The sequence below is a fragment of the Yunchengibacter salinarum genome (assembly GCF_037658235.1).
Taxonomy (GTDB): domain Bacteria; phylum Pseudomonadota; class Alphaproteobacteria; order Sphingomonadales; family Kordiimonadaceae; genus Yunchengibacter; species Yunchengibacter salinarum.
Genome location: NZ_JBBJLN010000001.1, coordinates 157,375 through 183,970 on the forward strand (window position 1 = coordinate 157,375; position 26,596 = coordinate 183,970).

Here is a 26,596-nt window from a genome sequence, read left to right on the forward strand (position 1 = left end):
GCGGGATGGGCGGCAAGGGTTTCCCCCTGGGAGTGAACCTGCCCGGCAGAAAATGAACCCCCTGTCGCGGGGCGCCGCGCCGGGCGCCGGGGCCACCCGCCAAAAGGGCGGATTTCCGCCGAAAACACATTTGGCACAACGATTGCTTCTTTCCGGGCAAGAGTTCATCGCACCCGGAGAAGCGCCATGCATTACAGCCCCCGCCTGCATCAAGCCGCCCAGGACTTCGACCCGGATTTCTATTTCGATCTGGTGGCGGAAAACCTGCTGAGCAATCTGGGCACCAGAGCGCTCGGCTATGCGGATGAAGCGCTGAAGAAAATGAAGCGGCTGGGCGACGACGAAGGCTTCTCCCTCTGGCTCGAAATCCACGCCCACCTGACCACCAAGGCGGCGGACGCGCTCCGGCCCAAAGGGGTCACCCTGCACTAACGAAATTCAGGAATCGGACGGGGTCATCACTCAGCACCCGGCACCCAACCCCGTCCGTTGACCGGGCCTCACCCAGCCCGGTCGAATGGCCCGCCTCCTCTCACCCAGGGGGCGGGCCATCAGCCGTTTCGGGCCCGTAACATATGCCGCGCTTGCCCGGCTGACGATCGGCCCGCCTTCACCCCTGACCGCGCTCAGCCCGGCTGGCCTGATTGGCGGCCTTCACCTGATCGCGCATGGCATCCCACTGTTCGCGGGAAAGCTCTTCCAGCATGGAAAAGGTGCCGCCACCGGTAAACATCTGGCCGCCATCAATGGCGATTACCTGGCCGTTCACATAGTCGGCCCCCGGCGCCATCAGGAATGTGGCCAGATTGCCCAGTTCGTCATACTCCCCGGCACGTTTCATCGGCACGGTTTCCAGATAATCCTTGCCGCCGCCACCGGGCATCAGGCGGTCCCACGCGCCCTTGGTGGGGAACGGGCCGGGCGCAATGGCATTGAAGCGGATGCCCCTGCCACCCCATTCCACCGCCAGGGATTGGGTCATGGCCGCCACGCCGGACTTGCACATGGCGGATGGCACCACATAGGCCGAGCCGGTCCACACCCAGGTCACCACGATGGACAGCACGCTGGCCTTTGCGCTCTCCTCCAGCCAGCGACGGCCACAGGCGGTGGTCACATTGAAGGTGCCGTGCAGTACGATGCTGGCAATGGCGTTGAAGGCGCGGGGCGACAGGTCCTCCGTCGGTGAGACGAAATTGCCCGCCGCATTGTTCACAAGCCCCGTGGGGCGCCCTTTTTCCCACATATGGGCCACGCCCGCCTCGATGGAATCCGGGTCCCGGATATCAACGGATTCCGTGTGGCAGGTGCCGCCGGTCTTTTCCATCAGTTCGGCGGCGGTTTCCTCCAGCGTGGCGGCCCGGCGGCCCCAGATCACCGTTTCGGCACCCAGTTCCATGAAGCGCCGTGTCATTTCCTTGCCCAGCCCGCTGCCGCCGCCGGTAACAAGGATTTTCTGGCCTTTCATCAGGTCTTTCTGAAACATGCTTTTCCTCCCGTCCCTGTTTGACAATACCCGATTGACAGTGGGGCGGCGCGGCGCTTCCGACAAGATCAAAACACCGGACGCCGTCTTAACGGCTTGGTAAATATTGCCCTTCTATAGTGGCCCGCATTGGCATCCAGAAGGCAGGGACATCATTATCATGTCGCATATCAACCATACCTTGCCGGAAAAGCATATATGACGGGAAAACCCATCATCCATCACCTGGATGCAACGGGCCTTGAAGGGCCGCAACCCATTCTGGAAGTCCGTCGGGCGCTGAAAACCATTTCACCGGAAATGGAGCTGGAAGTGACAACCACCGACCCCGAAAGCGTTCCCACCATGGAAGCCTTCTGTCGCATGGCGGGCCACCGTCTGATGATGGCGGAGCGACGGAAGAGCCTGTTCATCTTTCGCATCCGGCCCGGTAACAGCGGCACCTGATTTGCCCGGCGCGCACCACGCCTAGCGGCGGCGCCGTACCGCGCTGGCGAGCCAGCCGGCGAACAGGGCGATGATCACCGCCGTCACCCCGTACAGGAATGGACGATCATGCGCGAACGCGAACACCGCGCGCTCGAACCCTTCCTTATAGACGGTCAGTTCAATGCCGTGGCGTGCCTTCATGGTGCCCTGCTCGAAAATGAAGGCTTCCACCTGAAAGCGGCCCACGGGCACATTGCTGGGCAGGGTCACGCTGGTGCGAAACAACCCTTCCCCCAACAGGTGCACACGGTCCCGGCCCTGACGATACAGCCCATCCCGCGTGCCAAGGCGATAGAGCGCATCGCGGAAGGCGGGCTTTTGCGCCTCCGTGCCGGGGCCGCCCCTGATGGCGAGCCGCAGATTGTGAAAACCGATACCCGCCTGGCGAAACACGTCCGGCGCGGCGATTTCTTCCAGCGGGCGCGTGGATGCCACCGCATAATATCCCGGCGCGGCGGGGAAGTGGATCTCGTCCTGATTGATCCAGATGCCGCCCACCTCACCCTTTCGGCGCACCGTTGTGGGCAATTCCGGCCCGCGCACCACCACCACCACATCCCCGGTCTGGGGGTCGTCCAGCCGGGTATCGCCAAAGGCCCCGAACAGGATCAGGTCGGCCCCGCGAAAGCTGTAGCGTATCTCGATGCGGTCATTGGACAGGTCCGTGATCACGGCGCGGGCGGCCCCCCGGTCCAACGCCATGGCCCCCGCCAGCGCCATCAGCGCCACCACCACCGAGCGCGCCCACCAGCGCATCAGCGGGCCTCCGGCGCGCCATTCAGGCGCTCCTGGCTTTCCACCGACCGGGAATAGAGGTCATCCGGCTTCACCAGCAGCCCACTGGCCATTTCGGCGCAGACCAGCAGCACGATAAAGGCCAGCAGGGCGCGCAACTGCTCCCCTTTCAGTTTCAACCCCACCACGGCGCCCACCTGCGCCCCGACCACGGCGCCCAATAACAGCATCAGCGCCAGCAGGATATCCACCGTCTGGGTGTTGACGCTGTGCAAAACCGTGGTCAGCGCGGTAACGAAAATGATCTGGAACAGGCTGGTGCCCACCACCACATTGGTCGGCATTCCCAACAGATAGATCATGGCGGGCACCATGACAAAGCCACCGCCCACACCCATGATCGCGGCCAAAACGCCCACCAGCATCCCCACCGCCAGCGGCAGCAGAACGCTGATATACAGGCGGGATTTGCGGAACCGCATTTTCCACGGCAGGGCATGAAGCCAGCTTCGGTGCCGGGCGCTTCGCCGCGGCTGCCCGGCGGGGGCGTGGCGACTGCGCCAGATGGCGCGCACGCTTTCCCACAGCATCAGGCCACCCACCGAGCCAAGGAACAGCACATACATCAGGGAGATCATCAGATCCACATGGCCCTGTGCCTTGAGATAGGTGAAGATCACCGCCCCCAGCACCGCCCCCATCGCCCCACCGGCGATCAGCACCCAGCCCATCTTGAGATCCACCCCGCCGCGCCGCCAATGGGCCAGCGCGCCGGAAACGCTGGCAGCGGTGATCTGGTTGGCTTCCGTCGCCACGGCAACGGCGGGCGGCACCCCGGCGAAGATCAGAAGCGGGGTCATCAGAAAGCCGCCACCCACGCCGAACATGCCGGAAAGAAACCCCACCATCGCACCCATGCCGATCACGAGAAACACGTTCATCGACATTTCTGCAATGGGCAGGTAAAGCGGCATGAAACCCTCAAGTGGCTGATGCGGACCATGGGCAGCGCCATGGGCCGGGCCATTGACCGGGCCCGCCACGCCGGACGGCGCGCAAGCCCTTGGTCAAAATCGTAAACCCTTGCCCGGAATATTGCAATTGGGCAGCGACCTTGCAAAAGCCGAAACGCACCGGATTTCATCTATCCACTGGCATTCCCGCGCGGTGGCGCTATAATCACCTTCAAGGCCCACCGATGGCCGATTTCATGGTCTGATCATGTGAACCCGATGAGTGTTGTCATGTCCATGATGGAAGCACGCAAACTGCTTGAATCCCTGATCCAGAAACACCCCGAACTGGGGCTTCACGGCTATGGCAATGCCCGGCACTGCCACCGCCCCTATCGCCCGCAGGACCTGAACAGCAAGGAATGGCAATGGGAGCGGGACGCCCTGTTGAAAGACCTGTATCTGGAGCAGTTTTTCACCTGCTGCCGCTTTCTGCGCAAGCTGGACCAGACCCCGACGGTGGAGCCCGCGGCCCTGTCCACCGCATCGCTGGCCAGTTATGTGTTTCGCTGGTCCCGCGAAAAGGTGGCGGTGGGCCCGCTGATCGCCGCGGCGCACGGCATGGGCTTTCAGGTGGAGCGGGTGCCGGGCAGCAACCATGCCCGTTTCAACTATGATGCCCAGTCACTGGAACGGCTGTGCCCGCTGGGCGGCGGATCGGATTTTGCCAGCCGCATCCAGGCCGGCCTGAAGGCCGCCACCGCGGCAGCCAGCTAACCCCGAACGCACCCACGCCGCCTCTACCGCCATCCCGCACACGCGGGATGAGCGGAGGCCACGACCGTGGCCCGCCGCCCCTGCGGCGCCCTAGCGGAGCGCGTGCGCCAGCGCGCTTGCGTGAGCGGTAAAAAAACAGCTTCCCGCTCGCACCCACGCCGCCTCTACCGCCATCCCGCACACGCGGGATGAGCGGAGGCCACGACCGTGGCCCGCCGCCAGTGCGGCGCCCTCGCGGAGCCGCAGCGCGCAGCGCTCAGGCGTGAGCGATAAAAATCAGCGAACAAGCGTGAGCGGTCAATAAACCGTCACACAATCCCATAGATCGCCACGAAATGGCTGGCGCTGCCCGCCAGCACGAACAGGTGCCAGATGGCATGGGCATAGGGAACCCGTTTCAGGGCATAGAAGATCGCCCCGATGGTATAAAAGGCGCCGCCCAGCACCAGCCACATGAAGCCGGAGGCGCTGAGCCGCACATAAAGTTCATCGATCACGAAAACCGCCGCCCAGCCCATCACCAGATAGAGCGCCAGCGAAACCGGGCTGAACCGGCGGGGGCGTGTGCTGCCGCGCCGGTCGCTGAGAAAACGACGGACCTTGAAGGCAAGCCCCGTAAAGGCCGCCCCCCACACACCCCCCATAATGGCCAGGCCCGGCCCCAATGGCAGGGTGATCAGCGCGAAAGGCGTATAGGTTCCGGCGATCTTGAAATAGATCGCCACATGATCCAGCAGCTTGAAAAAGGCATGATGGCGGGTGAAGGCCAGGCTGTGATACAGGGTGGAGGCCGCGAACATGGCCACCATGCAGATGGCATAGATGCTCACCGCCGCAATGGGCAGCACACCACCCCCCTGACCGGCACCCTGACTGGCCTGCACCACCAGCGCGATACCGCCCACAAGGGCCGCCAGCGCGCCAACGCCGTGGGTCACGGCATGGGTCACTTCCTCGGCCAGGCTGTATTCAGGTGTCAGCCCGGTATCGCCACCGGGCTGACGGTCAACCGTGCTCATGGGTTGCGGGCTCCATCATCAGCAGAGGCGAACCACGCCCCTACAAGGGATGTGGAGCGCAATCCGCCCAGGCCAAGAGCCTACATGGTCCAGTCAAGCGGTGCCAGTATCCGAATGGCATCCCCTTTTACCGCCTGCGGCGGGGCGGGCAGGGTTTCCACCATGTTCTGCATCATGCGAATGGCTTTTTTCAGGGCCGGATGCTCAGGCTCTTCAATGATTTCGGTGGCTGTCACCGTGCCGTCCCGGCTGACGGTCAGGGCCAGCTTGCCCTTGCCGGTCACACCCTTGCTCCACACGCTGGGCGGGAAATACAGGTCGTTTTGAACCTGTTGGGCGGCCTTGGACCGCCATTCCTGCTCCGGCGACAGGGCCGCATCTTCCGCCCCGGCGGGCGCGGCGGCCAACAGGGCCATGGATACAGCCAGGGACGCAATGCGGGCCGCCACACCGAACGAACCACGCTTAACAGAAGAAAAGATCATAACTCAGCACCTCCCCAGAACAAACTTACCCGACGAGGTGATTTTTAATCATATTTTATCTATTTTTTACACCTCAAACGGGAACACAATCCCGTTATCGCGGCATGATCATCCGTGCTTCAGCCTGTGCGGGGGGCCTCAGCCTCTCCGCGATCATTGAGCGGAATCACCACATGCTGCCAGCCTTCCTCCAGCATGAAAACGGTGGCCACCAGCGCGATCTTGCCCATTTCCTCGGTCAGTTCCGCGGCTTCCCGCGCGTGCATATAGCCGGATAGAATACCGGCGGCCTGTTCGGCGGTCATGTCGATCTCGCCGAGCAGCATCTTCACCGCCGGGTAATCCTGCGGCGTCACATCGAACCGGCCTTCGAGAAACGGGGTGTCGTCGCGCAATACCTCCACCTGAAGGCTGTGCAAGGCGGCTGTGTCCGTCGAGGTCATGAGAGCTCCAGTTCGAAATGGCCAGGAGGGGCCGACAAGGGGCCTGCCCGATGGCCCCGAATGGATGGACCCCCCATGCCTAACCGCCACGGCCCTCCGGCTCAAGCCCGGCGATGGGGCCGTCCGGCACCATCGGACAGGCCGCCGGGTCCGGCAGGCCGTCGATCAGGCGGCGCACCAGGGCGCGGCCCACCTCCGTCGCGGCGCGAAAGGCCACCGGGCGCAGCACCCGGCAGGCCGCGTCATAATCCCCCTCGCTGATCAGAACCTGGCCCATCAGCACCTGTATATCCGGGTCCACCGGATTGGCGCGATAGGCCCGGCGCACCAGTGGCGCCGCATCGGCCAGCTTGCGCGGCGGCTGAATGGCACGGGCAAAAGCGGCGTGAAACTGGTGCCGGGGGCCGGGTTCCGATTCAAGCACCCGGTCCAGATCGCGGATGGCACGGCGCAGACGGGCGCTATCCACGCCGTCCGCCCCCTCGTTCGCCCAGCGATCCCGCTGACGGCGCACGGTGAGCAGCGCCGATTCCCGGACCAGCGGCAGCTTGTCACCCAGCTTGTCGCGGGCGCCTTCGATCAGCGTGGCCGCCTCGTCCAGCGCCCCGGCGCGGGCCAGCAGCCGGGTCAGCATGGCAAGCGGAAACGGATTGCGCGGATCGGCGGTGGCCGCCGCCGACAGGGCGCGCGCCAGACGGCCCAGATGGGTGCTGCCGGGCCGGGCGAACAGCACGGCCACCTTGACCAGCATTTCCTGCGCGGCCCCGTCCTTCAGGGTGCGCACGCTCAGATCCGGCGGGGTGATCCGCGCTTCCACGCCGATGCTGTGCCGGCTCTCCCGGCCCCGGCGGAAATCCGCCCGGACCCGGCTGTCCAGCGTGGCGATCCCGAAACCATAGCTGGCCTGCATCGCCGCCTGCGGTGTCTCCCCCTTTTGCAGGCGGTCCAGCAGCGCCCGCCAGCGGGGGTCGTCCCAGCCGTTCCCCATCAGATGGTGCACCAGTGCCCAGCTCTGTGCATAGAAAAGCGCCCGACCCATGCGCGGGCGAAACCCGTCCAGTTCACGGGTCCGCGCCGTCATCAGGGCATCGAAAGAGGCCCAGCGCGGGGCGGCACGGGGCATGGCCACATTCACCGTGGTCACCGGCTGGCTGGAAACCACGCCTTCCCGCAGGACCGCCCAGAAGGGGCGGTTCATGCCGCCAAAGCGGGCCGAGCCGTCAAAATCCCGGAAACCGGCGAGAAACTCCGCCAGCCCTTCCTCGAACCACAGGGGAAAGGTGCGCTGATAGCGGTGATGCAGGAAATGATGCACATATTCATGCCGCAACACCTGCTCGCCGCTGCGGCTGAACATGGAATCCCGCCGCTCGGCGCTGACCACGGCAAAGGTACCATCCAGCGCCGTGCGATACACGCCGCGCGTGGCGGTGATCCCGGTCAGGTCGGCGAAGCGGGCGTCATCATCCACCACCACCACCGTTACCGGGGATAGCGGCACGCTCAACTCACCGGGAAACAGGGCCTGAAGATACTGGCGAAAGGCATCCAGCGAGCGGGCCATCCGCCGGGTGCGATCGGCACCCACCTGGCTGATGATGCGCACATGGGGCGTTTCCACCTGAACCCAGCGGCTGTCATCGCTTCGGGAAAAGGGAAACAGGGAAAGCGGGTCCCCTTCGCGGGCCGCCACCGGCAAAGCGGCCACAGACAGCGCCAGCAACAGGCAAAACCATCCCCGCCCCGCCAGTGGCAGGGCAAAGGCGGTCAGCCATGCCCGAACCGGTTTCATGGCGCCCATTATAACGCACCAGACCGGTTTGGGCGAGCCTGAACACGGGATCAGGCAGGCATGGGCGCCAGCGTCCCCACCGGGTCCGACAGACTTTCAGGCGGCTGGGTGAACCAGCGCGGGCCGTCCGCGGTCATGGTCCAGCAATCCTCGATCCTGACCCCGAAACGGTCGAAATCATACAAGCCCGGTTCGTTGGAAAAGCACATGCCGGGCGCCAGTTCCCGGCGCTCGTTCTTCACCAGATGGATGCCCTCATGGGTTTCCAGCCCGATGCCATGGCCGGTGCGGTGGCTGAGGCCCGGCGTCTCATATCCGGGGCCATAGCCCAGCCCCTCATAAAAGCCGCGCACCGCCGAATCCAGATCACCCGCTGGCAGGCCGGGCCGGGCGGTTTCCATCACCAGTTGCTGAGCCTGACGCACCGTGCGCCACATGGCCTGCTGTGCCTCGTCGGGGGCGCCCACCACAATGGTGCGGCTGATGTCCGAGCGATAATCATGCACCTGGCAGCCCACATCCATCAGCACCACGTCCCCTTCGGCCACGGGCTTGTCTTCATTTGTGCCGTGGGGATAGGCACTGGCCCGGCCCACCAGCGCCATGGCCCAGGGCGCGGACCCGCCCAGCGCGGTCTGCGCCCGGTTCAGCGCCGCCTTGATGGTGCCGCCGGTCATGCCGGGCGCGATACGCGGGATCACATGGCCATACGCCTTCAGCGTAACTGCATTTGCCGTGTGCATCAGCGCCAGTTCCGCCGGTGTCTTGAACAGGCGGCAGCCCTGCACCACCGGCCAGGCGCTGATCTGCTGCATGGCCGGGGCTTCCCGGCGCAGGCCGTCCACGATGAAATAGCGGGTGGACTCCTCGATCCCCAGCACGCCGGTGCTCACCCCCGCCCCGGCCAGCAGGCGGCCGATCAGGGCAAAGGGATCTTCATGCTCCTGCCACACATGGATGTCCGCCGCCACATCCAGGCTTTCCGCCACGCTGGGCTTTTCAAAGGCGGGCGTGACCACATGAATGCCCCCGTCCCGCAGGATCAGCGCCGCGGTGACACGCTCGCTGCGCCACCAGTGAATGCCGGTGAAATAGATCAGGCTGGCGCCCGGCTCGATCAGCAGCGCATCCTGACCGTGGCGGTCCATCAGATCCCGCGCCTTTTCCAGACGGGCATGTCGTTCCGCCTGTGTAACGGGTTGCGCCGCGCCGGTCATGGGGGACAGGCCATCCACCGGTATGTCATCCTCTGCGGCGCGGGCCCTGCCGCCCCACACGCCGAAGCCGGTGGCGGCCAGAACCCCGCCGGAAGCCACGCCCGCCAGAAAATGCCGCCTATTCATGGGCCATCTCCCCCCTGCTGTTTCCCGTGCCGGTGGCCATGACAGCCCGTAACTGGTCGCGGGCATGGCCGAACTGGTCCCGCGCCTTGTCCACCACGGCGCGAACCTCGTCCACATAGCCATCGGCGGATGCGGACCAGACCCGGTTCACATAGCGTTCCCCGGCGGCAAAGCTGGAGACGATATCCGCATAGGCTTCCAGCCCGTAAAGATGCTTCAGGCTGTCCCGCGCATCGGCGAATCGGCGCAGATCGTCCCGCAGGCGGGCATCGATCTCGAAGCGCATATCGTGGGTGGGAATGCTGTCCTTGCGGGTCACCAGATCATCCAGCGCGGCGATCAGCCGGTCCAGGCTGTCATGCAGCGCGGCGCGATCCCGGTCCAGCACATGGCTTTCCCGCGCCGCCGTGGCCTTGCCCCGATGCAGCACCCACACGGCCAACGCCCCGACGGCGATTACCGGCAGAAAAACCGGCCAGTCCACCCGCTCCGGGTCCAACGATGTGAGAAAAGCGGCGGCAATGAAAGAAAACGCCACCACCAGTCTGGCTGTCAGCACGGTCATGTCACGTCTCCTTCCATCAGGCGCCGAGAATGATGGTAACGGCACCGCCCACGCCCACCAGCGCTTCGCCCACGATCAGCCCGGCGGCGATAGGGATGCCCCGGTTGTCGGACCAGTCCGTGCCCTTGCGCCGATCCGCCAGTTCCCTGAGCGCCGTGCCGATGGCATAGGTGAGCACGATATTGAACGGCAGGTAGAAGCCAAGTCCCACCGTGATGCCCAGCCCGCCCGAAAGCGCCGACAGCAGGCCCCCCATCAGGGCGCCCGCCAGATATTTCTCGGTGGGCACATCGCCGCCGAGAATGCCATCCACCATGGAGGCCAGCGCCTGACCCTGCGGGGCGGGCAGCTTGTCACTGCCCAGGCCATAGCTTTCATGCAGCACGAAAATCAGCACGATGATCAGGATCGGCCCCAGCCACGCCCCGAAGAACTGGCCAAGCTGCTGCTGGCGCGGCGTGGCGCCCACCAGATAGCCGGTCTTCAGGTCCAGCATCAGGTCGGTGGCCTGGGACATGGCCACGCAGGTGGCCGCGCCCACCGTGATGGCGGCGATGATGGCGGGGCCGTCGTCCATCGCCTCGCCCGCCTGGGTCACAAGGATCAGTATGGTCACGGCGATCAGCGTCATGCCCGACAGCGGCGACCAGTTGGTGCGCCCGATCGCCTCCGACAGGATGATGCCCGCCATCCATATCCACAGCGTGCCCAGCACCGCCATGCCCAGGCCGCGCCACAACCCCACCTGCTCGGTGGATGTGACCGCCATGACCATCAGCAGCACGGTGGCACCGGCAATGGCGACGTACAGCAGCTTGATGGGCAGTTCGTCCCTGCTGGCCACGCTCTGCACCTTGCCCGCCTGCTGCATGGAACGCACGGCGGAACGGATCAGCGGAAAGGCAAAGGCCACGCCCACCACAGCGCCGCCGATCAACATGCCGATGCCGGTGGGCCGGAACAGGGCGAGCCTGAGGCTGTTGGGGTCCGTGACCGGCACCCCCGCCGCGCCCATGGGCAGCAGGTCGGTCAGGTCCAGCAGCGGGGCCACCGCCCAATAGCAGACAAAGCCGCCCACCACGAAGGCAAGCCCGCCGCGCCCGGCGATAAAGCCCACGCCCACCGTCATCAGCGACAGATACCAAGTGCCGTTGAGATATTCCGGCAGGCCCAGATGGGCGAAAAGCGGCAGGTTTTCCACTCCCGCCATCAGGCTGAGCGCGTGCACCGCGCCGGATACCAGCATGGCCAGAATCAGCAGCCGGGCCTTTTCCACGCCCGCGCCCGGAGATTTGAGGATGGAGGCCACGGCCACCCCGCCGGGATAGGTCAGCCGCTCGAAATCGATCATCTGCTTGCGCAGGGGAATGATGAAGGCGATGCCCAGGAAAGCCCCGGCTATGGCGCCGAAGGTCAGCACCACCGGGTCGAAATCCGCCCCGTAGCCCAGAATGAAAATGGCGGGCACGGAAAACATCATGCCGCTGGAAGCGCCGTTGATGGCGCTCGCCACCGTCTGGGCCACATTGTTTTCCACGATGGACCGGCGGCGCAAGATGCCGCGCAATATGCCAAAGCCCAGGATCGCCGCCAGTTCCGACCCTTCGATGGAAAAGCCGAGCCTGAGCGCGGCATAGCCGATGGACAGCGCGATGATGGCACCGAGAAAATAACCCACCAGCACCGCGTGCGGTGTCAGTTCCGGGTAGGCACCGTGAATGACCGGGGGCACACTGCCCCCCGTTGACATGGATGATGACACCTTGATCCCCCTCCTGAACAGGGCCGCCCGCCCGTTCGCCCCCCGGCGCAACCGGCCCGACAGCCAGCCCCGACGCTTTGCCCCTTGCGCCGGGGCCTGAACGGCCCCTAAACCTGTCCCCACTGCTTTACCATGACCCGCCCCACCGGGAAAGGCCCGACCAACGAGCGTGAAAGACAGCCCCCAAAGGACACCCCATGACCAGCGCCCCAAGGCCGGATCAGCCAGACCGACCACCCGGCCCGCCGCCGGGTGACGGGCCGGGTGCGCCCCAAGGGGCCCGGATGCGGCGGCATCTGAGCGAACTGATCCGGCTGGCCGTGCCGTCCATCGGTATGCGACTCGGCCTGATGGGGCTGGCCGTGGTGGATACGGCCATGGTGGGCCATTATGCCACCACCCATCTGGCCTGGCTGAACCTGGCCAACCAGTCCGTATTCATCTTCGCGCTGGTGGTGGGGCTGGGGCTTCTGCTGGGCACGCTCATTCAGGTGGCGGGGGCTTACGGCGCCGATCGGACACTGGAATGCGGGGCCATATGGCGCCGCACATTGCGCTTTACCGCGCTGATCTCGGTGATTCTGGTCGCGGTGCTCTGGCCCGCCGGGCTGTGGCTGGACCTGCTGGGCCAGACCGGCGAAACGGCGGAGCGCGCGGCCATGCTGATCCGTATTCTGGCGCTGGGCTTGCCGGGGCATCTGTTTTTCGTCAACTGCACCTTTTTCCTTGAAGGGATCAAGCGCAATGAAGTGCCCTTTTTCCTGATCCTGGGCGCCAATCTGATCAATGCGGCCAGCAATTATGTGCTGGTCTATGGCGCCCTGGGCGCCCCCGAACTGGGGGCGGAAGGCTCGGCCTGGACATCCACCATCACCCGCTGGACCATGGCGGCCATGGCCTTCGCCTTTGTCTGGTTCGCCCCGTCCATCCGGCGTTTCGGCGTTCACCGGCCCTATCGTGGGCGCTGGCGGGACTGGGCGTTGCAACGCACCATCGGCTATACCAGCGCCCTGTCGCTGGCGGCGGAGGTGGCGGCCTTCGCCGGACTGGCCATCTTTGCGGGCTGGCTTGGCACCCTGCCGCTGGCAGCCCACGGCGTGGTGTTTCAGGTGATCAATCTGCCGCTGATGATCGCGGTGGGTATCGGGGTGGCCACCAGTGTCCGCGTGGGCATCACGCTGGCCCGCCGCGACAGGGCGGACACGGCCCGCGCGGTCATGGCCGGGCTGGGGCTGAACGGCGTTACGGTCAGCCTGCTGGCACTTCTGGTCTATCTGGCGGGCGATCTGTTCCTGTCGCTGTTCACCAATGACCCGCGCGTGATCGCAAAGGTCATGCTGGTGCTGGGGCTGCTGGTGTTCGCCACCATTTTCGATGCCAGCCAGATGGTCATGTCCAACATATTGCGGGGCTTTTCCGAAACCTGGTGGCCCACCGTCCTTCAGGGCACCAGCTTCGGCCTGGTGATGCTGCCCGCCTGCTATCTGCTGGCCTTCCCCGCCGGGCGCGGATTGCAGGGGCTGATAGAGGGCATGTTGATCGGTGTCCTGACCTCTCTGGCGCTTCAGGGGCTCAGGCTGGCATGGCTGCTGCGCCATCCGCCACAGCGACGGTGACCGGCCACGCCCAATTCCTGTCACACCAGCGCCCTTGAAGCGCCCCGGTGGCGGGCCTACGCTATACCCTATGACAACCGCCAGCACCCATTGCCGCACTGTTCGCGCCGCCTGGCCCGGCGCCGTTCTGGGCGTTTTTCCGGGCGTTTTTCTGGGCGTTTTTCTGGGCATCTGGGGCCTTCTGGCGGTGCCTCAGGCAGCTTCCGCGCAGGAATTTGAACCGCTGGACCGCATGGCCGACACCTTCGAGTCGATCACATCAGGGGTGGATTCCCTGTGGCCCGATGCGCTGGAAGTGGACGGCCTTCAGGCCCGTGTGGGGTTTGCCACCGGGCTGGTGCCGGATTATACCGGCTCCAACAATATGCGGCTGCGCGCCCTGCCGCTCATACAGCTTCGCTACAAGGACGTGTGGAAACTGAACGACACCAAGTTCAGCTATTTCGCCTGGCACAACGGCCCGTGGAGCGCGGGTCCGCTGGCCAATCTGGTCTTTGGCCGGGACGAACGGCGCAACAAGGTGCTGGAAGGGCTGGGCGATATCAAAACCACGCTGGAACTGGGCGGCTTCGTGCAGTATCGCACCGAAAAGGCGCTGGTGGATCTGGAAATGCGCCAGGCGCTGGGGGCCGGTCAGGGCGCCACGATCCGGCTGACCGCCGGTCAGGGCATTTATAAAAGCGGCAAGTTGTTCATCGGGCTGGCGGGCCGGTTGAAATGGCAGTCGGACAAGTCCATGCGCACCAATTTCGGGGTCAGCCCGGAGCAGGCGGCCCGATCCACCTTCGGGCTGGAAACCTTCACGCCAAAATCCACCATTTCCGAAGGCAGCATCAATCTGGTGGGCGCCTATAATGTGACCGAACGCGCCCGCTTTCTGGCGCTGATCAGCTATGCCCGGCTGCTGGGCGATGCGTCCGACAGCCCGCTGGTGGCCGGAAAGGCAGGCTCCGCCAATCAGATGGTACTGGGCACCGCGCTGACCTTCACATTTTAGTCAGTATGAAAATCCGCCACGACACCAAGGGGCTTGCGGGTGATGTCGGGCACCCGCGCATCCGCCGCCGGATGGCCGGTGACCACCAGCATGACCGGCTTTTCCTGCGCTGGCCGGTCGAACATCCGGCGCAAAAACCCCATGGGCGCGGGCGTATGGGTCAGCGTGGCCAGCCCCGCCTGATGCAGCGCGGCCAACAGAAAGCCACAAGCGATTCCGACACTTTCGGAAACGTAATAATGCTGGTCGCGGGTGCCGTCCGGCCTGATGTCATAAGCCTTGCGAAACACCGCGATCAGCCAGGGCGCCCTGGTGACGAAGGGCTTGCTGGCATCGGTGCCAAGCGGCGCCAGATCCGCCAGCCACTGTGCGCTGGCCTTTTCGGTATAGAAGGTCTGCTCCGCCTGTTCCACGGCGGGCCGCAGCCGGGCCTTCAGCGCGGCGCTTTCCACCGCCGCGAAATGCCAGGGCTGTTTGTTGGCCCCGCTGGGCGCGCTGGCGGCGGTCTCGATAGCCGCTTCGATCACCGCGCGGGGCACGGGTCGGTCGGAAAAATCGCGCACCGTCCGGCGCGTGGCCATGCTGTCGCGGAATGCCTGCACACGGGCGAGCGCGTCATCGTCCGACAGATGGGGATATCCTGAAAGCGGTTTGAATTGTCCCTCGGTCATGCTTTCCCTTACACAGAAACGAGCCCTGCCCGCCAAACATCCGGCAGCGCACAGAATGACGGGGACAAACGGCCATGTCCAACAGCGACGGCATGATACAGACATATGGGCGCCACCGGCCCCGGCGGCAGCCGCTGCCCGTGCTGTTTCTGGCCCCGCTGCTGTTCGCCCTGCTGGCGCTCTGGCCGTCTCCGCCCGCCCGCGCGCAGGCGCTGTGGCTGCCGGCGGATGCCACCCGCGCTGTAATAGCCGACACCACCGGCGCTTTGCCCGGAAAACGGCTGGTGCTGAACGGCCCGCGCCTGATCGGTAATACCGCCCCGGCCATGGACCGGCACCACCGACTCGGCCCCGCCGCCCGGCTGGTGATGACGCTCGCCGCGCTGCGCCTGGTGGACGCGGGCATCTGGTCCCTGGATAGCCCGCTGACCGAATTGGTGGAAATCCCGGTGGCGGACAGCCCCTTTCGCCGGGCCGTGCGCCTGCATCATCTGCTGGCCGGTACGGCGGGCTTTGCAACCCCGCCCTTCGGCAGCGGCTGGCAGCCGAGCGGCCCGCTGGCCCCGGACATTTCCGCCACGCGCGGACTGGCCCGGCTGCGCCCGCCCGGCCGCATGGCCCATGCCGACCCGGCTGGCTGGGCGTTGCTGGCCCGCGCACTGGCGCGGCGGGGCCTGAACGAGCAGGACGGGAGCGAACGGGATGGGGGCCTGCTGGCCGTCCTTCATGAACAGGTAACGGCACCGCTCGGCCTGTCGGATACGGCCCTGAAGGCTGGCACCTCGCCGCTGCCGGGGGAATTCGCCGCCATGGACGGCCTGACCGGCAGCACCCGGCTGCTGGTGCGATTGATCCGGCTGCTGGATGACAACCGCCCCACAGGCGATTCGGACTATCTGAGCCCCCACCTGTTCGAGCGACTTGGCCGGGACGGCCTCTGGCGGATGCAGGCCGCCGCGCCCGCCACCATTGGCGGCATGGACATACTGACCGTGAAGGGGCACCGCGCGCTGGCACTGGGCCTGACCGGGACCGGCTACCAGACTCCGGCACCGCACAGGGGGGTGGCATTCATCGCCTTTCCGGGCATGGATTTGGCGATCCTGCATCTGCCCGGCGCGGCGCCCGCCCGCACCCCGACCCGTGCGCTGATGACCGCCGCCGGGGCCATCAGCGCGGCGCATTTCCCGCCAGGGCCGCTCAAGCTGACACCCCAGGACACCCAGCGCGCCGACCGGTTGAGCGGCCTTTATGTGGATGACAGCACCCCCACCAACTGGCTGCGCCAGCGGCTGACCGGCCTCAGCCGGGACGGCGTGCGGCTGGTGCCCCATCGCACGGCGGGCGCGGACGGTGGAACCCCTGCGGGGCTGGACCTGATCCGCGGCGACAGGGTGCGCCGGTTTACCCGCGTGGCACCGCTGATCTACCGGGACGACGCGGGCCGGCACCTGTTGGCGCACCCCTATCTGGCCGGGGGATTTTTCCTGCTGGACGGGCGCACCTATCGCCATGTGGGCTGGCTGGGGCGCCCGGCGCTGGTGCTGAGCCCGCTGCCCGTGGCGCTGGCCATATTGCTGACCGGCATGGTTCATATCCGCAGCCGGGCCGGAAAAGCCTGGCGGCGCATGGCCCTGTTCAGCGGGCTGGGGGCCGTGCTGGTGGCGCTGGGGGTGGCGATGGAATGGTCATTGTGGCCCGCCGCGCTGTGGCAATGGGACAGCCCGGTGCTGGTCTGGCTGTGGCGGCTTTTGCTGAATCTGGGGTTGATGCTGGTTCTGTCCGTTCCCCTGTTTGCCCTGTCCTTCACCCGGCGCGGGCATTATCCGGGGGGCGCGGCCATGCTGTTCGCGCCGATGCATCTGCTGCTGCTGACCCTGGCCGCGCTGACCTGCTTTTTCATTCTGGTGGCATGGGGGCTGGCGGGCACGCTGGCCCCGGCCTGATGCCCTGCCCCCGAAAACCCGTTATAACCCCCGCTGACACAACCCCTGACCACACCCCGACAGGAGGCCCCGCATGACCAACCCTGACTACCGCCTGACCGATACCCATATCCGCCGCGATCTGGATACGCTGGCCCACAGCGACCCCGCCATCGCCCGCGCGCTGGAGCAGGTGGGGTATCCGGCGGCGCGTCGCCGCAGCCACGGCTTTCCCATTCTGCTGCGGGTGATCGTGGGGCAGCAATTATCGGTCAAGGCCGCCGCCACCATCGCCGCGCGCCTGGAAGCGCTGATGGACGGCGCGCCCAGCCCCGACCGGCTGATGACCCTGCCGGAAGATGCCTTGCGGGGGGCCGGTCTGTCGCGCCAGAAAGTGACCTATGCCCGCAGCCTGGCCGAGGCGGTGGCGAGCGGCGCGCTGGACGTGGACACCCTGCCGCGGCTGGACGACGAGGCCGCCATCGGCGCCATCAGCGGGGTCAAGGGCCTGGGCCGGTGGAGCGCGGAAATGTATCTGATGTTCTCATTGGGCCGATCGGACATCTGGCCGGTGGACGATCTGGGCGTGCGCGCCGGGGCCGCCACCATACTGGACATGGAAACCCGCCCGACCCCGCGACATCTGAAGGAAATCGGCGACCGCTGGCGCCCCCGGCGCAGCAGCGTGGCCCTGCTGGCCTGGCATGTGCTGTCCAATGCCCCCACCTGACCGGCCCCGCCCCGAAGGCACCCACAAGAAAGGCGCCGCTCCCCGCTTGAAAGGGGATGCGGCGCCAGGTCACGCCCCGGCCGGGTGGGGACCGTTATGCCGGGGCTGGTGGTCCGGGCCTGATCGGCGTCAGAATTTCATGCCCACACCAAGACCGAAGATCCACGGGTCGATATCCACGTCCGCCGTGATGGCGCCGCCGTTCAGATCGGCCCGCGTGTCCAGAAACAGCTTTTTCACATCGGCATTGATGAACCAGCTATCGGTGACCATGAAGTCGGCCCCCGCCTGAAGGGCAAAGCCGAAGCTGTCCGAATAGTCGATGCTGGTCACGGCGCCGCCCGGCGCGCTTTCATCATAAAAGAAGGTATAGTTGATGCCCGCCCCCACATAGGGACGAATTTCCGCTTCGGGCGCCAGATGATATTGCAATGTCAGGGTGGGCGGCAGGATATTGGTGGATGCCAGATCCACATCGCCCAGCGCCGTGTTCACCGCGCCCACATTGTGATCCGCCGTGGCCAGAATCAGTTCCGCCGCGATGCGATCCGTCAGGAAATAGGTGATGTCCAACTCCGGCACGGTGGCAGTGCCAACGGTGGCCTTGCCGCCAATGGGATCGATGGTGCTGCTCTCGTCAGGGGCGATATGGATGGCCCGAAGGCGCACCAGAAAATCACCCTGTTCAGCCTGGGCCGCCGGGGCGAGACCGGCCACGCCGGCAAGTGCCGTGGCGGTGATCAACAGGGTTTTGAGTGCGGGCATGATGGATCATCTCCTTGATGTTCGGGCCGCAGGCCGAAAACCGTGCGGCGCGTGTCTGTTGGCCCCCTGATGCCGCCAATACGGCGCCGACGGCTTGAGATGGGTCAAAGCCCGCTGTGCCATTCGGTCGCAGGGGGCCATCGCCGCATACCCCCTGACCGATAGAAAAATGCGCTCAACCCACGGGTTGACGGCACACTTGCCGATGGGCTCTGATCACCCCACATTCGCCCCATTCACTGCTACTCACCCTGTTCACTCATAAGGAGAAACCCCTCATGACCGCCTTCCTGACCCTGACCGAAACTTTCCGGGTGGCCCCCCAGATCGAAGAAACGGACCTGGACCGGGCTGCCAGCGAAGGGGTGCGCCTTGTGATTTCCAACAGACCGGACGGCGAGGCCGCCGATCAACCCGCCAATGCCGCGCTGAAGGATGCGGCCCGCGCCCACGGGCTGGACTGGCTGGATATCCCCATTCAACCGGGCCAGGTGACGATGGAAGCGGTATCCCGCACGGCGGAGGCGCTGCAACAGGCCGGGGGCCCGGTTCTGGCCTTCTGTCGAACCGGCACGCGGTCGGCCACCCTGTGGGCGCTGGCGGAAGCGGCCCATGGCAGCCGCCCGCTGGAGGACATCATCAGCCGCGCGGCTGAGGCGGGCTATGATCTGGCCCCCATGGAAGCCACCCTGAGCGATCTGCGCGCGGACCAGCAAAACGACCCCGCCTGACGCCCCCGCCATACAGGGGCGCGGCACCTCGGCGCATCAGCGGCATATCAACGGCGGATTAGCGGCGCATCAGCGGATGCGCCCGCTGATCCGGCAGGGCGGCGCACTGATCGGCGGTCAGCAGGGTCAGCGTGCCGCCATGCACCGCGCCCGTATCCAGAAAGGCGGCGCTGCCCCGGCGCACCGGCTGATCAATCGGCGTATGGCCGTGCACGGTCAAGCGGGCCGTGATATCGGCGGGAGGCGACCGGTCGGCAAAGACCACCCGGCGCCCCCACAGCATGGCGATGCGGTCCCGCTCATGGTTCAGCGCCCGGTCCACGCCCGCCCAGTCGCGGCGCGGCCACTCCGCATGGCAGACGCCGATCACGCCGCCGTCCGGCTGTTGCACGCTCAGCGCCAGCGGCAGGCGGCGGGCGCGCTCCAGGGCGGTGGCGAAGCCGTCTGGTGTCAGGCCGTCCGCCCAGGTGCCGCCATTTTCGCGCCATAGCAGGGCCGCTTCGGCGGACCCGGCGGCATCCAGCATCATCTGTTCGTGATTGCCGCGCACGGCAAAGCACCAGTCCGCATCCACCAGTGCCAGCATGGCATCGGACTCCGGCCCGCGGTCGATCAGATCCCCCACCGAGATCAACCGATCCACATGTTCGTCAAAGCCCGCATCATCCAGCGCGGCCCGCAGCATGGCCCCCATGCCGTGCACATCGCCCACATAGAAATCGCGGCCCCGATTGTTGGGCGGCAGGGTGATGTGCAGGTCGGCGGCGGCATCGACCATGGGTCAGCCCACCAGCGGCGCGGTCACGGTCTCGAACCAGGGCAGCACATCGCCCGGCAGGTGATCCTGAAGCCCCGCCCGCACACGGCGGTGATAGGCGTCCACCCAGGCGATCTCGTGGCTGTCCAGCAGGTCCACATCAATCAGGCTGCGGTCCAGCGGCGCCAGGGTCAGGGTTTCAAAGCCCAGCATGTCCCGCTCCCCGCCGGTTTCCACCGGCACCACAAGCACCAGATTCTCGATGCGGATGCCATAGGCGCCCTGCTGATAATAGCCCGGTTCGTTGGACAGGATCATGCCCGGCGCCAGCGGCACATTGCTGCCGAATTTGGCGATGCGCTGCGGCCCTTCATGCACATTGAGATAGGCGCCCACCCCATGGCCGGTGCCATGGTCATAGTCCAGCCCCGCCTGCCACAGCGGGCGCCGGGCGATGGCATCCAGGGCATGGCCGCTGGTGCCTTTTGCGAACCGTGTGGTGGCAAGCGCGATATGCCCCTTCAGCACCAGCGTATAATGCTGGCGCATGGAATCGCTCGGCGCGCCCACGGCGATGGTGCGGGTGACATCAGTGGTGCCGTCCAGATACTGGGCGCCACTGTCCACCAGATACAGCTCGCCGTCGCGGATCGGGCGGTTGGTTTCTGCCGTGACGCGGTAATGCACGATGGCGCCGTGTTCCGCGGCGCCGGAAATGGTGGGGAAGCTCTGGTCCCGGAGCAGCTCGCCGTCCTGCCGCAGCGCCCATAGCGCCTCCGCCGCGCCCAGCTCGTCCAGCGCCGGGTCCGGCGCCTGTGTGGCCATCTTGTGCAGGAAGCGGGTCACGGCCACGCCGTCCCGCACATGGGCGGCGCGGGCGCCCGCCTGCTCGGTGGCGTTCTTGCACGCCTTGGGCAGGGCGCAGGGGTCCATGGCGAAGATCAGGTCCGCCCCGGCCTGTTCCAGCGTGTCCACAACCCGCGCCGTGCTGGTGGCCGGGTCCACCTGAACCGGCGTGCCATTGGCGCCCAGCGCGCTCAGGCGGTCGAAGAACCGCTCGCGGGGGTGGCGGGTCACGCCGGCGCCAAGGTGCCGATCCAGTGCGGCATCCGCCTTGTCCGGGTGGATGAACAGGTCCGCCGTGGCATCGGCGTGAATCAGGGCATAAGCGTGCACCACCGGGGAATGGGCCACATCCCGGCCCCGAATGTTGAAAAGCCAGGCCACGCTGTCCAGCATGGTGATCACGGCGCACTGCGCCCCGGCCTTTTTCAGGGCCTCGGCAAGGCGCGCGCGCTTGCTTTCGCTGGCCTCCCCGGCATGGGTGACATCATGCGCGACGGTGGGCGCCATGGGGGGCGCGGGCTGGTCGGACCAGGCCCGATCCACCGGGTTGTCCGCCACCGGCACCAGCGTAAGCCCCGCCCGCGCCAGTCGCTTCACCGCCGCGTCACGCCAGGCGGTGGTGGTCAGGTCCGGGTCATAGCCAATGCGCCCGCCCTTCGGGGCATGGTCCGCGATCCAGTCCAGCAGAGGGGTTTCCTCGAACTGGAACCAGGCAACCTGCGCCGGGTCCAGCTCCCGCTCCGCCTGAAGGGTGTAGCGCCCGTCCACGAACACGGCGGCACTGTCCTTCAGCACCACGCCATTGCCCGCTGAGCCGGTGAAACCGGTGGCCCAGGCCAGCCGCTGGGCATAATCGCCCACATATTCGCTCATATGTTCGTCGGTCAGCGGAATGATGAAGCCGTCAAGCCTGTCCGTCGCCATCTCGTCGCGGATCGTGTTCAGCCGGGCCTGTATATCGCTCACGCCTGTCTCCCCCTCGGTGTGAAGCCTGTGGATGTATAGGTGTGCCTGTGTCCTTGTCTGGCAGCCCTGCCCCTGTTTGACAAGCGAGCCCTTTGACAATCCCCCGCCCGCCCACTAGCACCAGAAGGGCACGCCGTAGCCGGAGACAGGTCAGACCAGAAGGAACCCGCCATGACCATTCTGCCCGCCCCCGCCAGCATCAGCCCCCCCAGGGCGGCCACCCGTCCGCACCGGGAAAGCTGGCATGGCCGCACCATCGATGACCCCTATCACTGGCTGAGGGACCCGGATTACCCCAATGTGCAGAACCCGGATATATTGGCCTATCTGGAGGCCGAGAACAAATATTTCGAAAGCGTAATGGGCCAGGTAAAGCCGTTGACCGAAACGCTTTACAACGAGATTCGTGGCCGCATCAAGGAAGACGACGAAAGCGTGCCCTGGCGGGACGGGGCGTATGAATATCGCTGGACCTTCGCGGCAGGCGCCCAGTACCGCACATGGCAGCGCCGCCCCTTGGGAGAAAGCCACTGGACCACCATTCTGGATGAAGTGGCCGAGGCCAGCGCCGGGGACTATTTCCGCCTGGGCCAGATCGCGGTCAGCCCCGATGGCCGCCTGCTGGCCTTCAGCGCGGATCGGGACGGATCGGAACGCTTCACCATCGAAGTGCGCGACCTGATAAGCGGTGAGCGGCTGGCCGACCGGGTGGGCGAAACATCCGGCGAAATCGTCTGGGAAGCGGACAATAGCGGCTTTTTCTTCGTCACCGTCTCCGCCCAGTGGCGCCCGTACCGGCTGGAACGGCACCGGCTGGGGGCGGCGGAAAACACCCTTCTGTTCGAAGAGGAAGACCCCGGCTTTTTCGTTCATATCCATGAAAGCAGCGACCGCCGCTTCCTGCTGGTCAAGACCGGCGATCACCGCACCACGGAAGTGCGGCCCCTGCCACTGCGCCCAACGGGGCAAACCATGGCCGGAGACGGGGAAAAAACCGGCACCCTTCAGCCCCCGCTGGCCCCGCGGCGGGACGGGCACGATTATGATGTGGACCATGGTGACTGCGGCTTCGTGATCCGCTCCAACCGGGCGCACATCAATTTCTCGCTCTATAATCTGGGCGATGGGGCGACCGGGGGCGAAGCGGACTGGTGCCCGATCCGGCACGGCGATGACCGGCTGTATATCCGGGACATGCAGGTGTTCCGGGATTTCATCGCAGTGGAGGAGCGCCGCGACGGTATGGACCAGCTCCGTATTCTGCCGCTCGGCCCGGACGGGCTGAAGGGGGACGGCCATGACGTGACCCTGGCGGAAGATGTGCGCACGGTGAGCATCGGCACCAATGCGGTATTTGATGCGGGCTTTGTGCGGCTGGGCTACAGCTCGCTGGTCACGCCGCCCTCGGTACTGGATTATGACGTGGCGACCCGTGACCTGAGTGTGCGCAAGGAACAGGAAATCCCCAGCGGCTATGACAAGCATCGCTATCGCAGTGAACGGCTGATGGTCACCGCGCGGGATGGCACCCAGGTGCCGGTAAGCCTGGTGATGCGCCGCGACTGGCAAAAGGGCGCCGGGCAGCCGCTGCACCTCTATGGTTATGGCGCATACGGAATGGGAATGCCGCCGGGCTTTTCAGCGGCGCGGCTGTCCCTGCTGGACCGGGGCTTTGCCTTTGCCATCGCCCATATACGCGGCGGCGATGAGCTGGGCCATGGCTGGTATGAGGCGGGCAAGCTGGACCGGCGCGAAAACACCTTCAACGACTTTGTGGACGTGGCCCGGCACCTGGCCTCAAGCGGCTATGCCGAGACCGGCGGCATTTCCATCTCCGGCGGCAGCGCGGGCGGCGAGCTGATGGGGGCGGCGGTCAATCAGGCGCCTGAGCTGTTCCGTGCCGCGGTGCTGCATGTGCCCTTTGTGGATGTGCTGAACACCATGCTGGATGACAGCCTGCCGCTGACCCCCATCGAATGGCCGGAATGGGGCAACCCCCGGAAGAGCCCGGCGGACTTCGACACCATCCGGGCCTATTGCCCCTATAGCAACATTCGCCCGCAGGACTATCCGCCCATGATGATCACGGGCGGGCTGAACGATCCGCGCGTCACCTATTGGGAACCGGCCAAATGGACGGCCAGACTGCGCGCCACCAAGACGGACGACAATCTGCTGGTTATGAAGATCAATATGGGAGCCGGGCACGGCGGCAAGTCAGGCCGTTTCGAGGCGGTGCAGGAAGTGGCGGAGGAATTCACCTTCCTGCTGATGGCCTTTGGCCTCGCGGGTCGAGAAGGCGGCGGCGAAAGCGGTTGACCCCCCGGCGCCATTGGCACCAAATGACAGCGGCCCGGTCGATCCACGAGATCACCGGGCCGCACCCATATCAGGCGGATGGATTATCGGGTCAGATCAAGCGCCGCAAGACCGCGCCGGGCCACATCCTTCACCGGCGCAGGCTCCCCGCCCGGCATTTCCGCAAGGGGGTTGGCCTCCCCGTCCAGAATTTGCCGGTAAAGGGTCGCCGCCTGTTCCGGGCGACCGGTGCGACGATAGATATAGGCCAGATTGAGCAGGCGGAACGGCTCCGCCCCGTCATTGCCGGAAGCGGTGAGGGCCGTTTCGGCGCGCTGCCAGTCCCCGGACAGGATGGATTCCATGCCGAAATCCTGACCTGCCGATGTACGCGCCACCTGATTGGCCTGTTCCGCCGGCGTGATGCGGCTGTCCGCGTTCAACGGCCTGTCAGGGTCGCCGGCGCAAGCAGCAAGAGCCAGCGCGCTGACACCCAAAAGCGCCGCGCGCAGCGGCCCGCCATCCCTTTTGAAGCCTTTTATGCTTTTCATGTCGGGTCTCCCCATTGCTGCAAGCGCCGGGATCAGCGCCATATTACAAATCGGTTACACATTCTTTATATCCATTCTGTAACAGAAATGCAATTTTTCCTTAAATATCTGTTTTTGCATTACTTTTTGATGAAAATCAGTATTTTGTTAGAAAATATACGATTCTTATGGCCGCATCTTCAAATCAAAAAATACAATAAATTATTGTTAAGGCCATTTAATATTTTAAAATATAAATAACTTATAGAAATTATAAAGTAAAAAATTTCCAAAAATCCCCCCTTGCGGCCACATGAAATATTTTTATGATGCACCACCGGAAGGAGAAACTGACATGTTTACATTAACAAACACCCTGTTTTCTATCACCCTGCTTCTACTGCTTTCAGGAAGCGCAGCGGCAGCCGATCCGCATTCGGGATCAACGCATGAAGCCACGCCGCTCTGGCAGGACAAGCCGCATCACCTGTCGGTCATTCTTGGCGGCACCACCATTACCCATTCCGATGAAACCGGCTTCACCACCGGGCTGGATTATGAATACCGCACCAGCGACCTTCTGGGGCTTGGCGGCGTTGTGGAATATGCCGCGGGCCCCGTGAGTGCCTGGACCCTGCTGGCCACCGCCGACATTCACCTGACCCATCACTGGACCCTGCAAGTGGGGCCGGGGCTGGAATTCATCGATGAAGAAGAAGTGATCACACTGGACGACGGCGAAACGGAAGAAGACATCATCCACGAAACCAATGCCGTTTTCCGCATCGGCACCTTTTATGAGTTCGAAATGGGGGACTTCACCCTGGCGCCGCAATTCCATTACGACATCACGCGCAAGGACGCGGTGGTCTTCGGCCTGGCCCTCGGCAAGGCTTTTTAAGGCAGGGGCTTTTCGGGTGATCTTTTCAGGCGGGGAGCTTTTTAAGCGCTGCCGCCATCCTCGCCGGTCGACTGACCCATTGGCTGGCCGATATGCTGCTCGCCGCGCGCCTCCGCCAGTTTCACCTGGCGCCAGCGCTCCCGGCGCCGGGCCTTTGCGGCATCGCTCAGGCCATCATGACAGGCGGGGCAACTGACCCCCGGCTCGAAGCGGGGGTCCTGCCGGGCATCCGCGTCCACCGGGCGGCGGCAGCCCCGGCACAGCACATGCCCGGTTGGGGCCAGATCGTGCCCCACCGCCACGCGCTCATCGAACACGAAACAGGCGCCGCGCCACAGGCTTTCTTCCTCCGGCACGCGCTCCAGATAGTTCAGAATGCCCCCTTCCAGGTGATACACATCCTCAAAGCCCTTCTGGCGCAGATAGGCGGTGGATTTCTCGCACCGAATGCCGCCGGTGCAGAACATGGCCACCTTGGGCGTGCGGGCCGGGTCCGCGTGTTCCGCCAGCCATTCGGGCAGGTCGCGAAAGCAGTGGGTGCCGGGATCGATCGCCCCTTCAAAGCTGCCGATCGCCACTTCATAGTCATTGCGGGTATCCACCAGCATCACATCGTCGCGCTGGATCAGGTCGTTCCAGTCCCGTGGCGCCACATAGTGGCCGCGATAACGCTCCGGGTCGATTTCCGGCACGCCCATGGTCACGATTTCCCGCTTGAGCCGAACCTTGAGCCGGTGAAAAGGCGGCACCGCGTGCAGGCTTTCCTTCCAGGTCAGCCGGTCGAAGCCTTGCAGGTCTCTCAGCCCCCGCACAAAGCCGCGCAGCGCATCGGGCGCGCCCGCCAGCGTGCCGTTCAGCCCTTCCCGCGCCACCAGCAGGGTGCCCTTCAGACCCGCCCGGCGGGCATCCGCTTCCAGCGTTTCCCGCAGGCTGGCGGGGTCGGGCACCGGGGCGAAATGATACAGGGTGGCAATCAGGGTCTCAGTCATGGCGGGCTATCCATCGGGGCCAACG

Annotated in this window: 26 protein-coding genes; 10 read left to right on the forward strand and 16 right to left on the reverse strand. The window is 65.3% G+C overall.

Going from position 1 to position 26,596, the window contains the following annotated elements; all coding sequences use genetic code 11:
• Window positions 1-186: 186 nt before the first annotated feature.
• A complete protein-coding gene (locus WGH93_RS00790) occupies window positions 187-432 on the forward strand; it encodes a hypothetical protein (RefSeq protein WP_374762936.1) in 246 nt (81 codons plus the stop codon).
• Between the two features lie 178 nt (window positions 433-610).
• Here the strand turns inward: WGH93_RS00790 and WGH93_RS00795 are convergent, their stop codons facing one another.
• The gene (locus tag WGH93_RS00795) at window positions 611-1,486 is read right to left on the reverse strand and encodes an SDR family oxidoreductase (protein ID WP_374762937.1); all 876 of its coding nucleotides are present in this window, start codon (window positions 1,484-1,486) and stop codon (window positions 611-613) included.
• 198 nt (window positions 1,487-1,684) lie between these two features.
• Here WGH93_RS00795 and WGH93_RS00800 point away from each other — a divergent pair, with 198 nt between their 5' ends.
• Window positions 1,685-1,933 carry a sulfurtransferase TusA family protein gene (locus WGH93_RS00800; protein ID WP_374762938.1) on the forward strand — a complete coding sequence of 83 codons (249 nt, stop codon included), beginning with the start codon at window positions 1,685-1,687 and terminating at the stop codon, window positions 1,931-1,933.
• A gap of 21 nt (window positions 1,934-1,954) precedes the next feature.
• On the opposite strand, the gene WGH93_RS00805 is transcribed toward WGH93_RS00800, so the two are convergent.
• Together WGH93_RS00805 and WGH93_RS00810 are read right to left on the reverse strand one after the other, a co-directional pair.
• Window positions 1,955-2,731, reverse strand: coding sequence for a TIGR02186 family protein (locus tag WGH93_RS00805; RefSeq protein WP_374762939.1), 777 nt, complete (start codon window positions 2,729-2,731; stop codon window positions 1,955-1,957).
• Entirely contained in the window at window positions 2,731-3,684 is a 954-nt protein-coding gene (locus WGH93_RS00810; RefSeq protein ID WP_374762940.1) for a sulfite exporter TauE/SafE family protein, read from the reverse strand. Before WGH93_RS00810 ends, WGH93_RS00805 begins: the two co-directional genes overlap by 1 nt.
• A gap of 270 nt (window positions 3,685-3,954) precedes the next feature.
• Here WGH93_RS00810 and WGH93_RS00815 point away from each other — a divergent pair, with 270 nt between their 5' ends.
• A complete protein-coding gene (locus WGH93_RS00815; protein ID WP_374762941.1) occupies window positions 3,955-4,440 on the forward strand; it encodes a hypothetical protein in 486 nt (161 codons plus the stop codon).
• Between the two features lie 308 nt (window positions 4,441-4,748).
• Here WGH93_RS00815 and trhA read toward each other — a convergent pair whose 3' ends face one another.
• From trhA to WGH93_RS00850, 7 genes are all read right to left on the reverse strand, one after another.
• Window positions 4,749-5,459 carry a PAQR family membrane homeostasis protein TrhA gene (gene trhA, locus WGH93_RS00820; RefSeq protein ID WP_374762942.1) on the reverse strand — a complete coding sequence of 237 codons (711 nt, stop codon included), beginning with the start codon at window positions 5,457-5,459 and terminating at the stop codon, window positions 4,749-4,751.
• 80 nt (window positions 5,460-5,539) lie between these two features.
• The gene (locus tag WGH93_RS00825; protein ID WP_374762943.1) at window positions 5,540-5,944 is read right to left on the reverse strand and encodes an energy transducer TonB; all 405 of its coding nucleotides are present in this window, start codon (window positions 5,942-5,944) and stop codon (window positions 5,540-5,542) included.
• Between the two features lie 119 nt (window positions 5,945-6,063).
• Window positions 6,064-6,387 (reverse strand): hypothetical protein, encoded by a 324-nt coding sequence (locus WGH93_RS00830; protein WP_374762944.1) that lies wholly within the window; start codon window positions 6,385-6,387, stop codon window positions 6,064-6,066.
• Between the two features lie 79 nt (window positions 6,388-6,466).
• Window positions 6,467-8,179: a tetratricopeptide repeat protein gene (locus tag WGH93_RS00835; protein ID WP_374762945.1), complete on the reverse strand. Its 1,713-nt coding sequence runs from the start codon at window positions 8,177-8,179 to the stop codon at window positions 6,467-6,469.
• 50 nt (window positions 8,180-8,229) lie between these two features.
• Entirely contained in the window at window positions 8,230-9,522 is a 1,293-nt protein-coding gene (locus WGH93_RS00840; RefSeq protein ID WP_374762946.1) for a M24 family metallopeptidase, read from the reverse strand.
• On the reverse strand, window positions 9,515-10,087 hold the full coding sequence (locus tag WGH93_RS00845; protein WP_374762947.1) for a hypothetical protein: 573 nt from the start codon (window positions 10,085-10,087) through the stop codon (window positions 9,515-9,517). The genes WGH93_RS00840 and WGH93_RS00845 overlap by 8 nt, the downstream gene beginning before the upstream one ends.
• A gap of 16 nt (window positions 10,088-10,103) precedes the next feature.
• A complete protein-coding gene (locus tag WGH93_RS00850; protein ID WP_374762948.1) occupies window positions 10,104-11,837 on the reverse strand; it encodes an OPT family oligopeptide transporter in 1,734 nt (577 codons plus the stop codon).
• A gap of 296 nt (window positions 11,838-12,133) precedes the next feature.
• On the opposite strand from WGH93_RS00850, the gene WGH93_RS00855 reads away from it, so the two are divergent.
• The gene (locus WGH93_RS00855; RefSeq protein ID WP_374762949.1) at window positions 12,134-13,465 is read left to right on the forward strand and encodes an MATE family efflux transporter; all 1,332 of its coding nucleotides are present in this window, start codon (window positions 12,134-12,136) and stop codon (window positions 13,463-13,465) included.
• Between the two features lie 70 nt (window positions 13,466-13,535).
• Window positions 13,536-14,462: a MipA/OmpV family protein gene (locus tag WGH93_RS00860; protein WP_374762950.1), complete on the forward strand. Its 927-nt coding sequence runs from the start codon at window positions 13,536-13,538 to the stop codon at window positions 14,460-14,462.
• Here the strand turns inward: WGH93_RS00860 and WGH93_RS00865 are convergent.
• A complete protein-coding gene (locus WGH93_RS00865; RefSeq protein ID WP_374762951.1) occupies window positions 14,459-15,133 on the reverse strand; it encodes a nitroreductase family protein in 675 nt (224 codons plus the stop codon). The two genes, WGH93_RS00860 and WGH93_RS00865, sit on opposite strands and share 4 nt — an antisense overlap.
• Window positions 15,134-15,207: 74 nt before the next feature.
• Between WGH93_RS00865 and WGH93_RS00870 the strand changes: the two genes are divergently transcribed.
• Both WGH93_RS00870 and WGH93_RS00875 read left to right on the forward strand, forming a co-directional pair.
• Complete coding sequence (locus tag WGH93_RS00870; protein WP_374762952.1) at window positions 15,208-17,079, forward strand: serine hydrolase domain-containing protein; 1,872 nt, start codon at window positions 15,208-15,210, stop codon at window positions 17,077-17,079.
• Between the two features lie 73 nt (window positions 17,080-17,152).
• Complete coding sequence (locus WGH93_RS00875) at window positions 17,153-17,788, forward strand: DNA-3-methyladenine glycosylase family protein (protein WP_374762953.1); 636 nt, start codon at window positions 17,153-17,155, stop codon at window positions 17,786-17,788.
• Window positions 17,789-17,917: 129 nt separating this feature from the next.
• Here WGH93_RS00875 and WGH93_RS00880 read toward each other — a convergent pair whose 3' ends face one another.
• The gene (locus tag WGH93_RS00880) at window positions 17,918-18,553 is read right to left on the reverse strand and encodes an OmpW/AlkL family protein (RefSeq protein ID WP_374762954.1); all 636 of its coding nucleotides are present in this window, start codon (window positions 18,551-18,553) and stop codon (window positions 17,918-17,920) included.
• Between the two features lie 278 nt (window positions 18,554-18,831).
• Here WGH93_RS00880 and WGH93_RS00885 point away from each other — a divergent pair, with 278 nt between their 5' ends.
• Window positions 18,832-19,284: a protein tyrosine phosphatase family protein gene (locus WGH93_RS00885; protein ID WP_374762955.1), complete on the forward strand. Its 453-nt coding sequence runs from the start codon at window positions 18,832-18,834 to the stop codon at window positions 19,282-19,284.
• Between the two features lie 58 nt (window positions 19,285-19,342).
• Here the strand turns inward: WGH93_RS00885 and WGH93_RS00890 are convergent, their stop codons facing one another.
• Both WGH93_RS00890 and WGH93_RS00895 read right to left on the reverse strand, forming a co-directional pair.
• Window positions 19,343-20,062 carry a metallophosphoesterase gene (locus WGH93_RS00890; protein WP_374762956.1) on the reverse strand — a complete coding sequence of 240 codons (720 nt, stop codon included), beginning with the start codon at window positions 20,060-20,062 and terminating at the stop codon, window positions 19,343-19,345.
• A gap of 3 nt (window positions 20,063-20,065) precedes the next feature.
• Window positions 20,066-21,853: an aminopeptidase P family protein gene (locus WGH93_RS00895; RefSeq protein WP_374762957.1), complete on the reverse strand. Its 1,788-nt coding sequence runs from the start codon at window positions 21,851-21,853 to the stop codon at window positions 20,066-20,068.
• A 171-nt stretch (window positions 21,854-22,024) separates the two neighbouring features.
• On the opposite strand from WGH93_RS00895, the gene WGH93_RS00900 reads away from it, so the two are divergent.
• Window positions 22,025-24,172: a S9 family peptidase gene (locus WGH93_RS00900; RefSeq protein ID WP_374762958.1), complete on the forward strand. Its 2,148-nt coding sequence runs from the start codon at window positions 22,025-22,027 to the stop codon at window positions 24,170-24,172.
• Window positions 24,173-24,255: 83 nt separating this feature from the next.
• Here WGH93_RS00900 and WGH93_RS00905 read toward each other — a convergent pair whose 3' ends face one another.
• Entirely contained in the window at window positions 24,256-24,702 is a 447-nt protein-coding gene (locus WGH93_RS00905; RefSeq protein WP_374762959.1) for an outer membrane protein assembly factor BamD, read from the reverse strand.
• Window positions 24,703-25,036: 334 nt separating this feature from the next.
• Here WGH93_RS00905 and WGH93_RS00910 point away from each other — a divergent pair, with 334 nt between their 5' ends.
• Window positions 25,037-25,582, forward strand: a complete 546-nt coding sequence (locus WGH93_RS00910) for a hypothetical protein (RefSeq protein ID WP_374762960.1) — start codon at window positions 25,037-25,039, stop codon at window positions 25,580-25,582.
• A gap of 41 nt (window positions 25,583-25,623) precedes the next feature.
• Here WGH93_RS00910 and trhO read toward each other — a convergent pair whose 3' ends face one another.
• The gene (gene trhO / locus WGH93_RS00915; RefSeq protein ID WP_374762961.1) at window positions 25,624-26,571 is read right to left on the reverse strand and encodes an oxygen-dependent tRNA uridine(34) hydroxylase TrhO; all 948 of its coding nucleotides are present in this window, start codon (window positions 26,569-26,571) and stop codon (window positions 25,624-25,626) included.
• Window positions 26,572-26,596: the final 25 nt, after the last annotated feature.

Coding starts and splice junctions, on each gene's coding strand:
- WGH93_RS00910 (WP_374762960.1), top strand. CDS start 25,037: ATGTTTACATTAACAAACACCCTGTTTTCTATCACCCTGCTTCTACTG.
- WGH93_RS00805 (WP_374762939.1), bottom strand. CDS start 2,731: ATGCGCTGGTGGGCGCGCTCGGTGGTGGTGGCGCTGATGGCGCTGGCG.
- WGH93_RS00795 (WP_374762937.1), bottom strand. CDS start 1,486: ATGTTTCAGAAAGACCTGATGAAAGGCCAGAAAATCCTTGTTACCGGC.
- WGH93_RS00825 (WP_374762943.1), bottom strand. CDS start 5,944: ATGATCTTTTCTTCTGTTAAGCGTGGTTCGTTCGGTGTGGCGGCCCGC.
- WGH93_RS00815 (WP_374762941.1), top strand. CDS start 3,955: ATGTCCATGATGGAAGCACGCAAACTGCTTGAATCCCTGATCCAGAAA.
- WGH93_RS00860 (WP_374762950.1), top strand. CDS start 13,536: ATGACAACCGCCAGCACCCATTGCCGCACTGTTCGCGCCGCCTGGCCC.
- WGH93_RS00835 (WP_374762945.1), bottom strand. CDS start 8,179: ATGAAACCGGTTCGGGCATGGCTGACCGCCTTTGCCCTGCCACTGGCG.
- WGH93_RS00905 (WP_374762959.1), bottom strand. CDS start 24,702: ATGAAAAGCATAAAAGGCTTCAAAAGGGATGGCGGGCCGCTGCGCGCG.
- WGH93_RS00870 (WP_374762952.1), top strand. CDS start 15,208: ATGTCCAACAGCGACGGCATGATACAGACATATGGGCGCCACCGGCCC.
- WGH93_RS00875 (WP_374762953.1), top strand. CDS start 17,153: ATGACCAACCCTGACTACCGCCTGACCGATACCCATATCCGCCGCGAT.
- WGH93_RS00880 (WP_374762954.1), bottom strand. CDS start 18,553: ATGCCCGCACTCAAAACCCTGTTGATCACCGCCACGGCACTTGCCGGC.
- trhO (WP_374762961.1), bottom strand. CDS start 26,571: ATGACTGAGACCCTGATTGCCACCCTGTATCATTTCGCCCCGGTGCCC.
- WGH93_RS00790 (WP_374762936.1), top strand. CDS start 187: ATGCATTACAGCCCCCGCCTGCATCAAGCCGCCCAGGACTTCGACCCG.
- WGH93_RS00800 (WP_374762938.1), top strand. CDS start 1,685: ATGACGGGAAAACCCATCATCCATCACCTGGATGCAACGGGCCTTGAA.
- trhA (WP_374762942.1), bottom strand. CDS start 5,459: ATGAGCACGGTTGACCGTCAGCCCGGTGGCGATACCGGGCTGACACCT.
- WGH93_RS00890 (WP_374762956.1), bottom strand. CDS start 20,062: ATGGTCGATGCCGCCGCCGACCTGCACATCACCCTGCCGCCCAACAAT.
- WGH93_RS00850 (WP_374762948.1), bottom strand. CDS start 11,837: ATGTCAACGGGGGGCAGTGTGCCCCCGGTCATTCACGGTGCCTACCCG.
- WGH93_RS00865 (WP_374762951.1), bottom strand. CDS start 15,133: ATGACCGAGGGACAATTCAAACCGCTTTCAGGATATCCCCATCTGTCG.
- WGH93_RS00840 (WP_374762946.1), bottom strand. CDS start 9,522: ATGAATAGGCGGCATTTTCTGGCGGGCGTGGCTTCCGGCGGGGTTCTG.
- WGH93_RS00810 (WP_374762940.1), bottom strand. CDS start 3,684: ATGCCGCTTTACCTGCCCATTGCAGAAATGTCGATGAACGTGTTTCTC.
- WGH93_RS00900 (WP_374762958.1), top strand. CDS start 22,025: ATGACCATTCTGCCCGCCCCCGCCAGCATCAGCCCCCCCAGGGCGGCC.
- WGH93_RS00855 (WP_374762949.1), top strand. CDS start 12,134: ATGCGGCGGCATCTGAGCGAACTGATCCGGCTGGCCGTGCCGTCCATC.
- WGH93_RS00830 (WP_374762944.1), bottom strand. CDS start 6,387: ATGACCTCGACGGACACAGCCGCCTTGCACAGCCTTCAGGTGGAGGTA.
- WGH93_RS00885 (WP_374762955.1), top strand. CDS start 18,832: ATGACCGCCTTCCTGACCCTGACCGAAACTTTCCGGGTGGCCCCCCAG.
- WGH93_RS00845 (WP_374762947.1), bottom strand. CDS start 10,087: ATGACCGTGCTGACAGCCAGACTGGTGGTGGCGTTTTCTTTCATTGCC.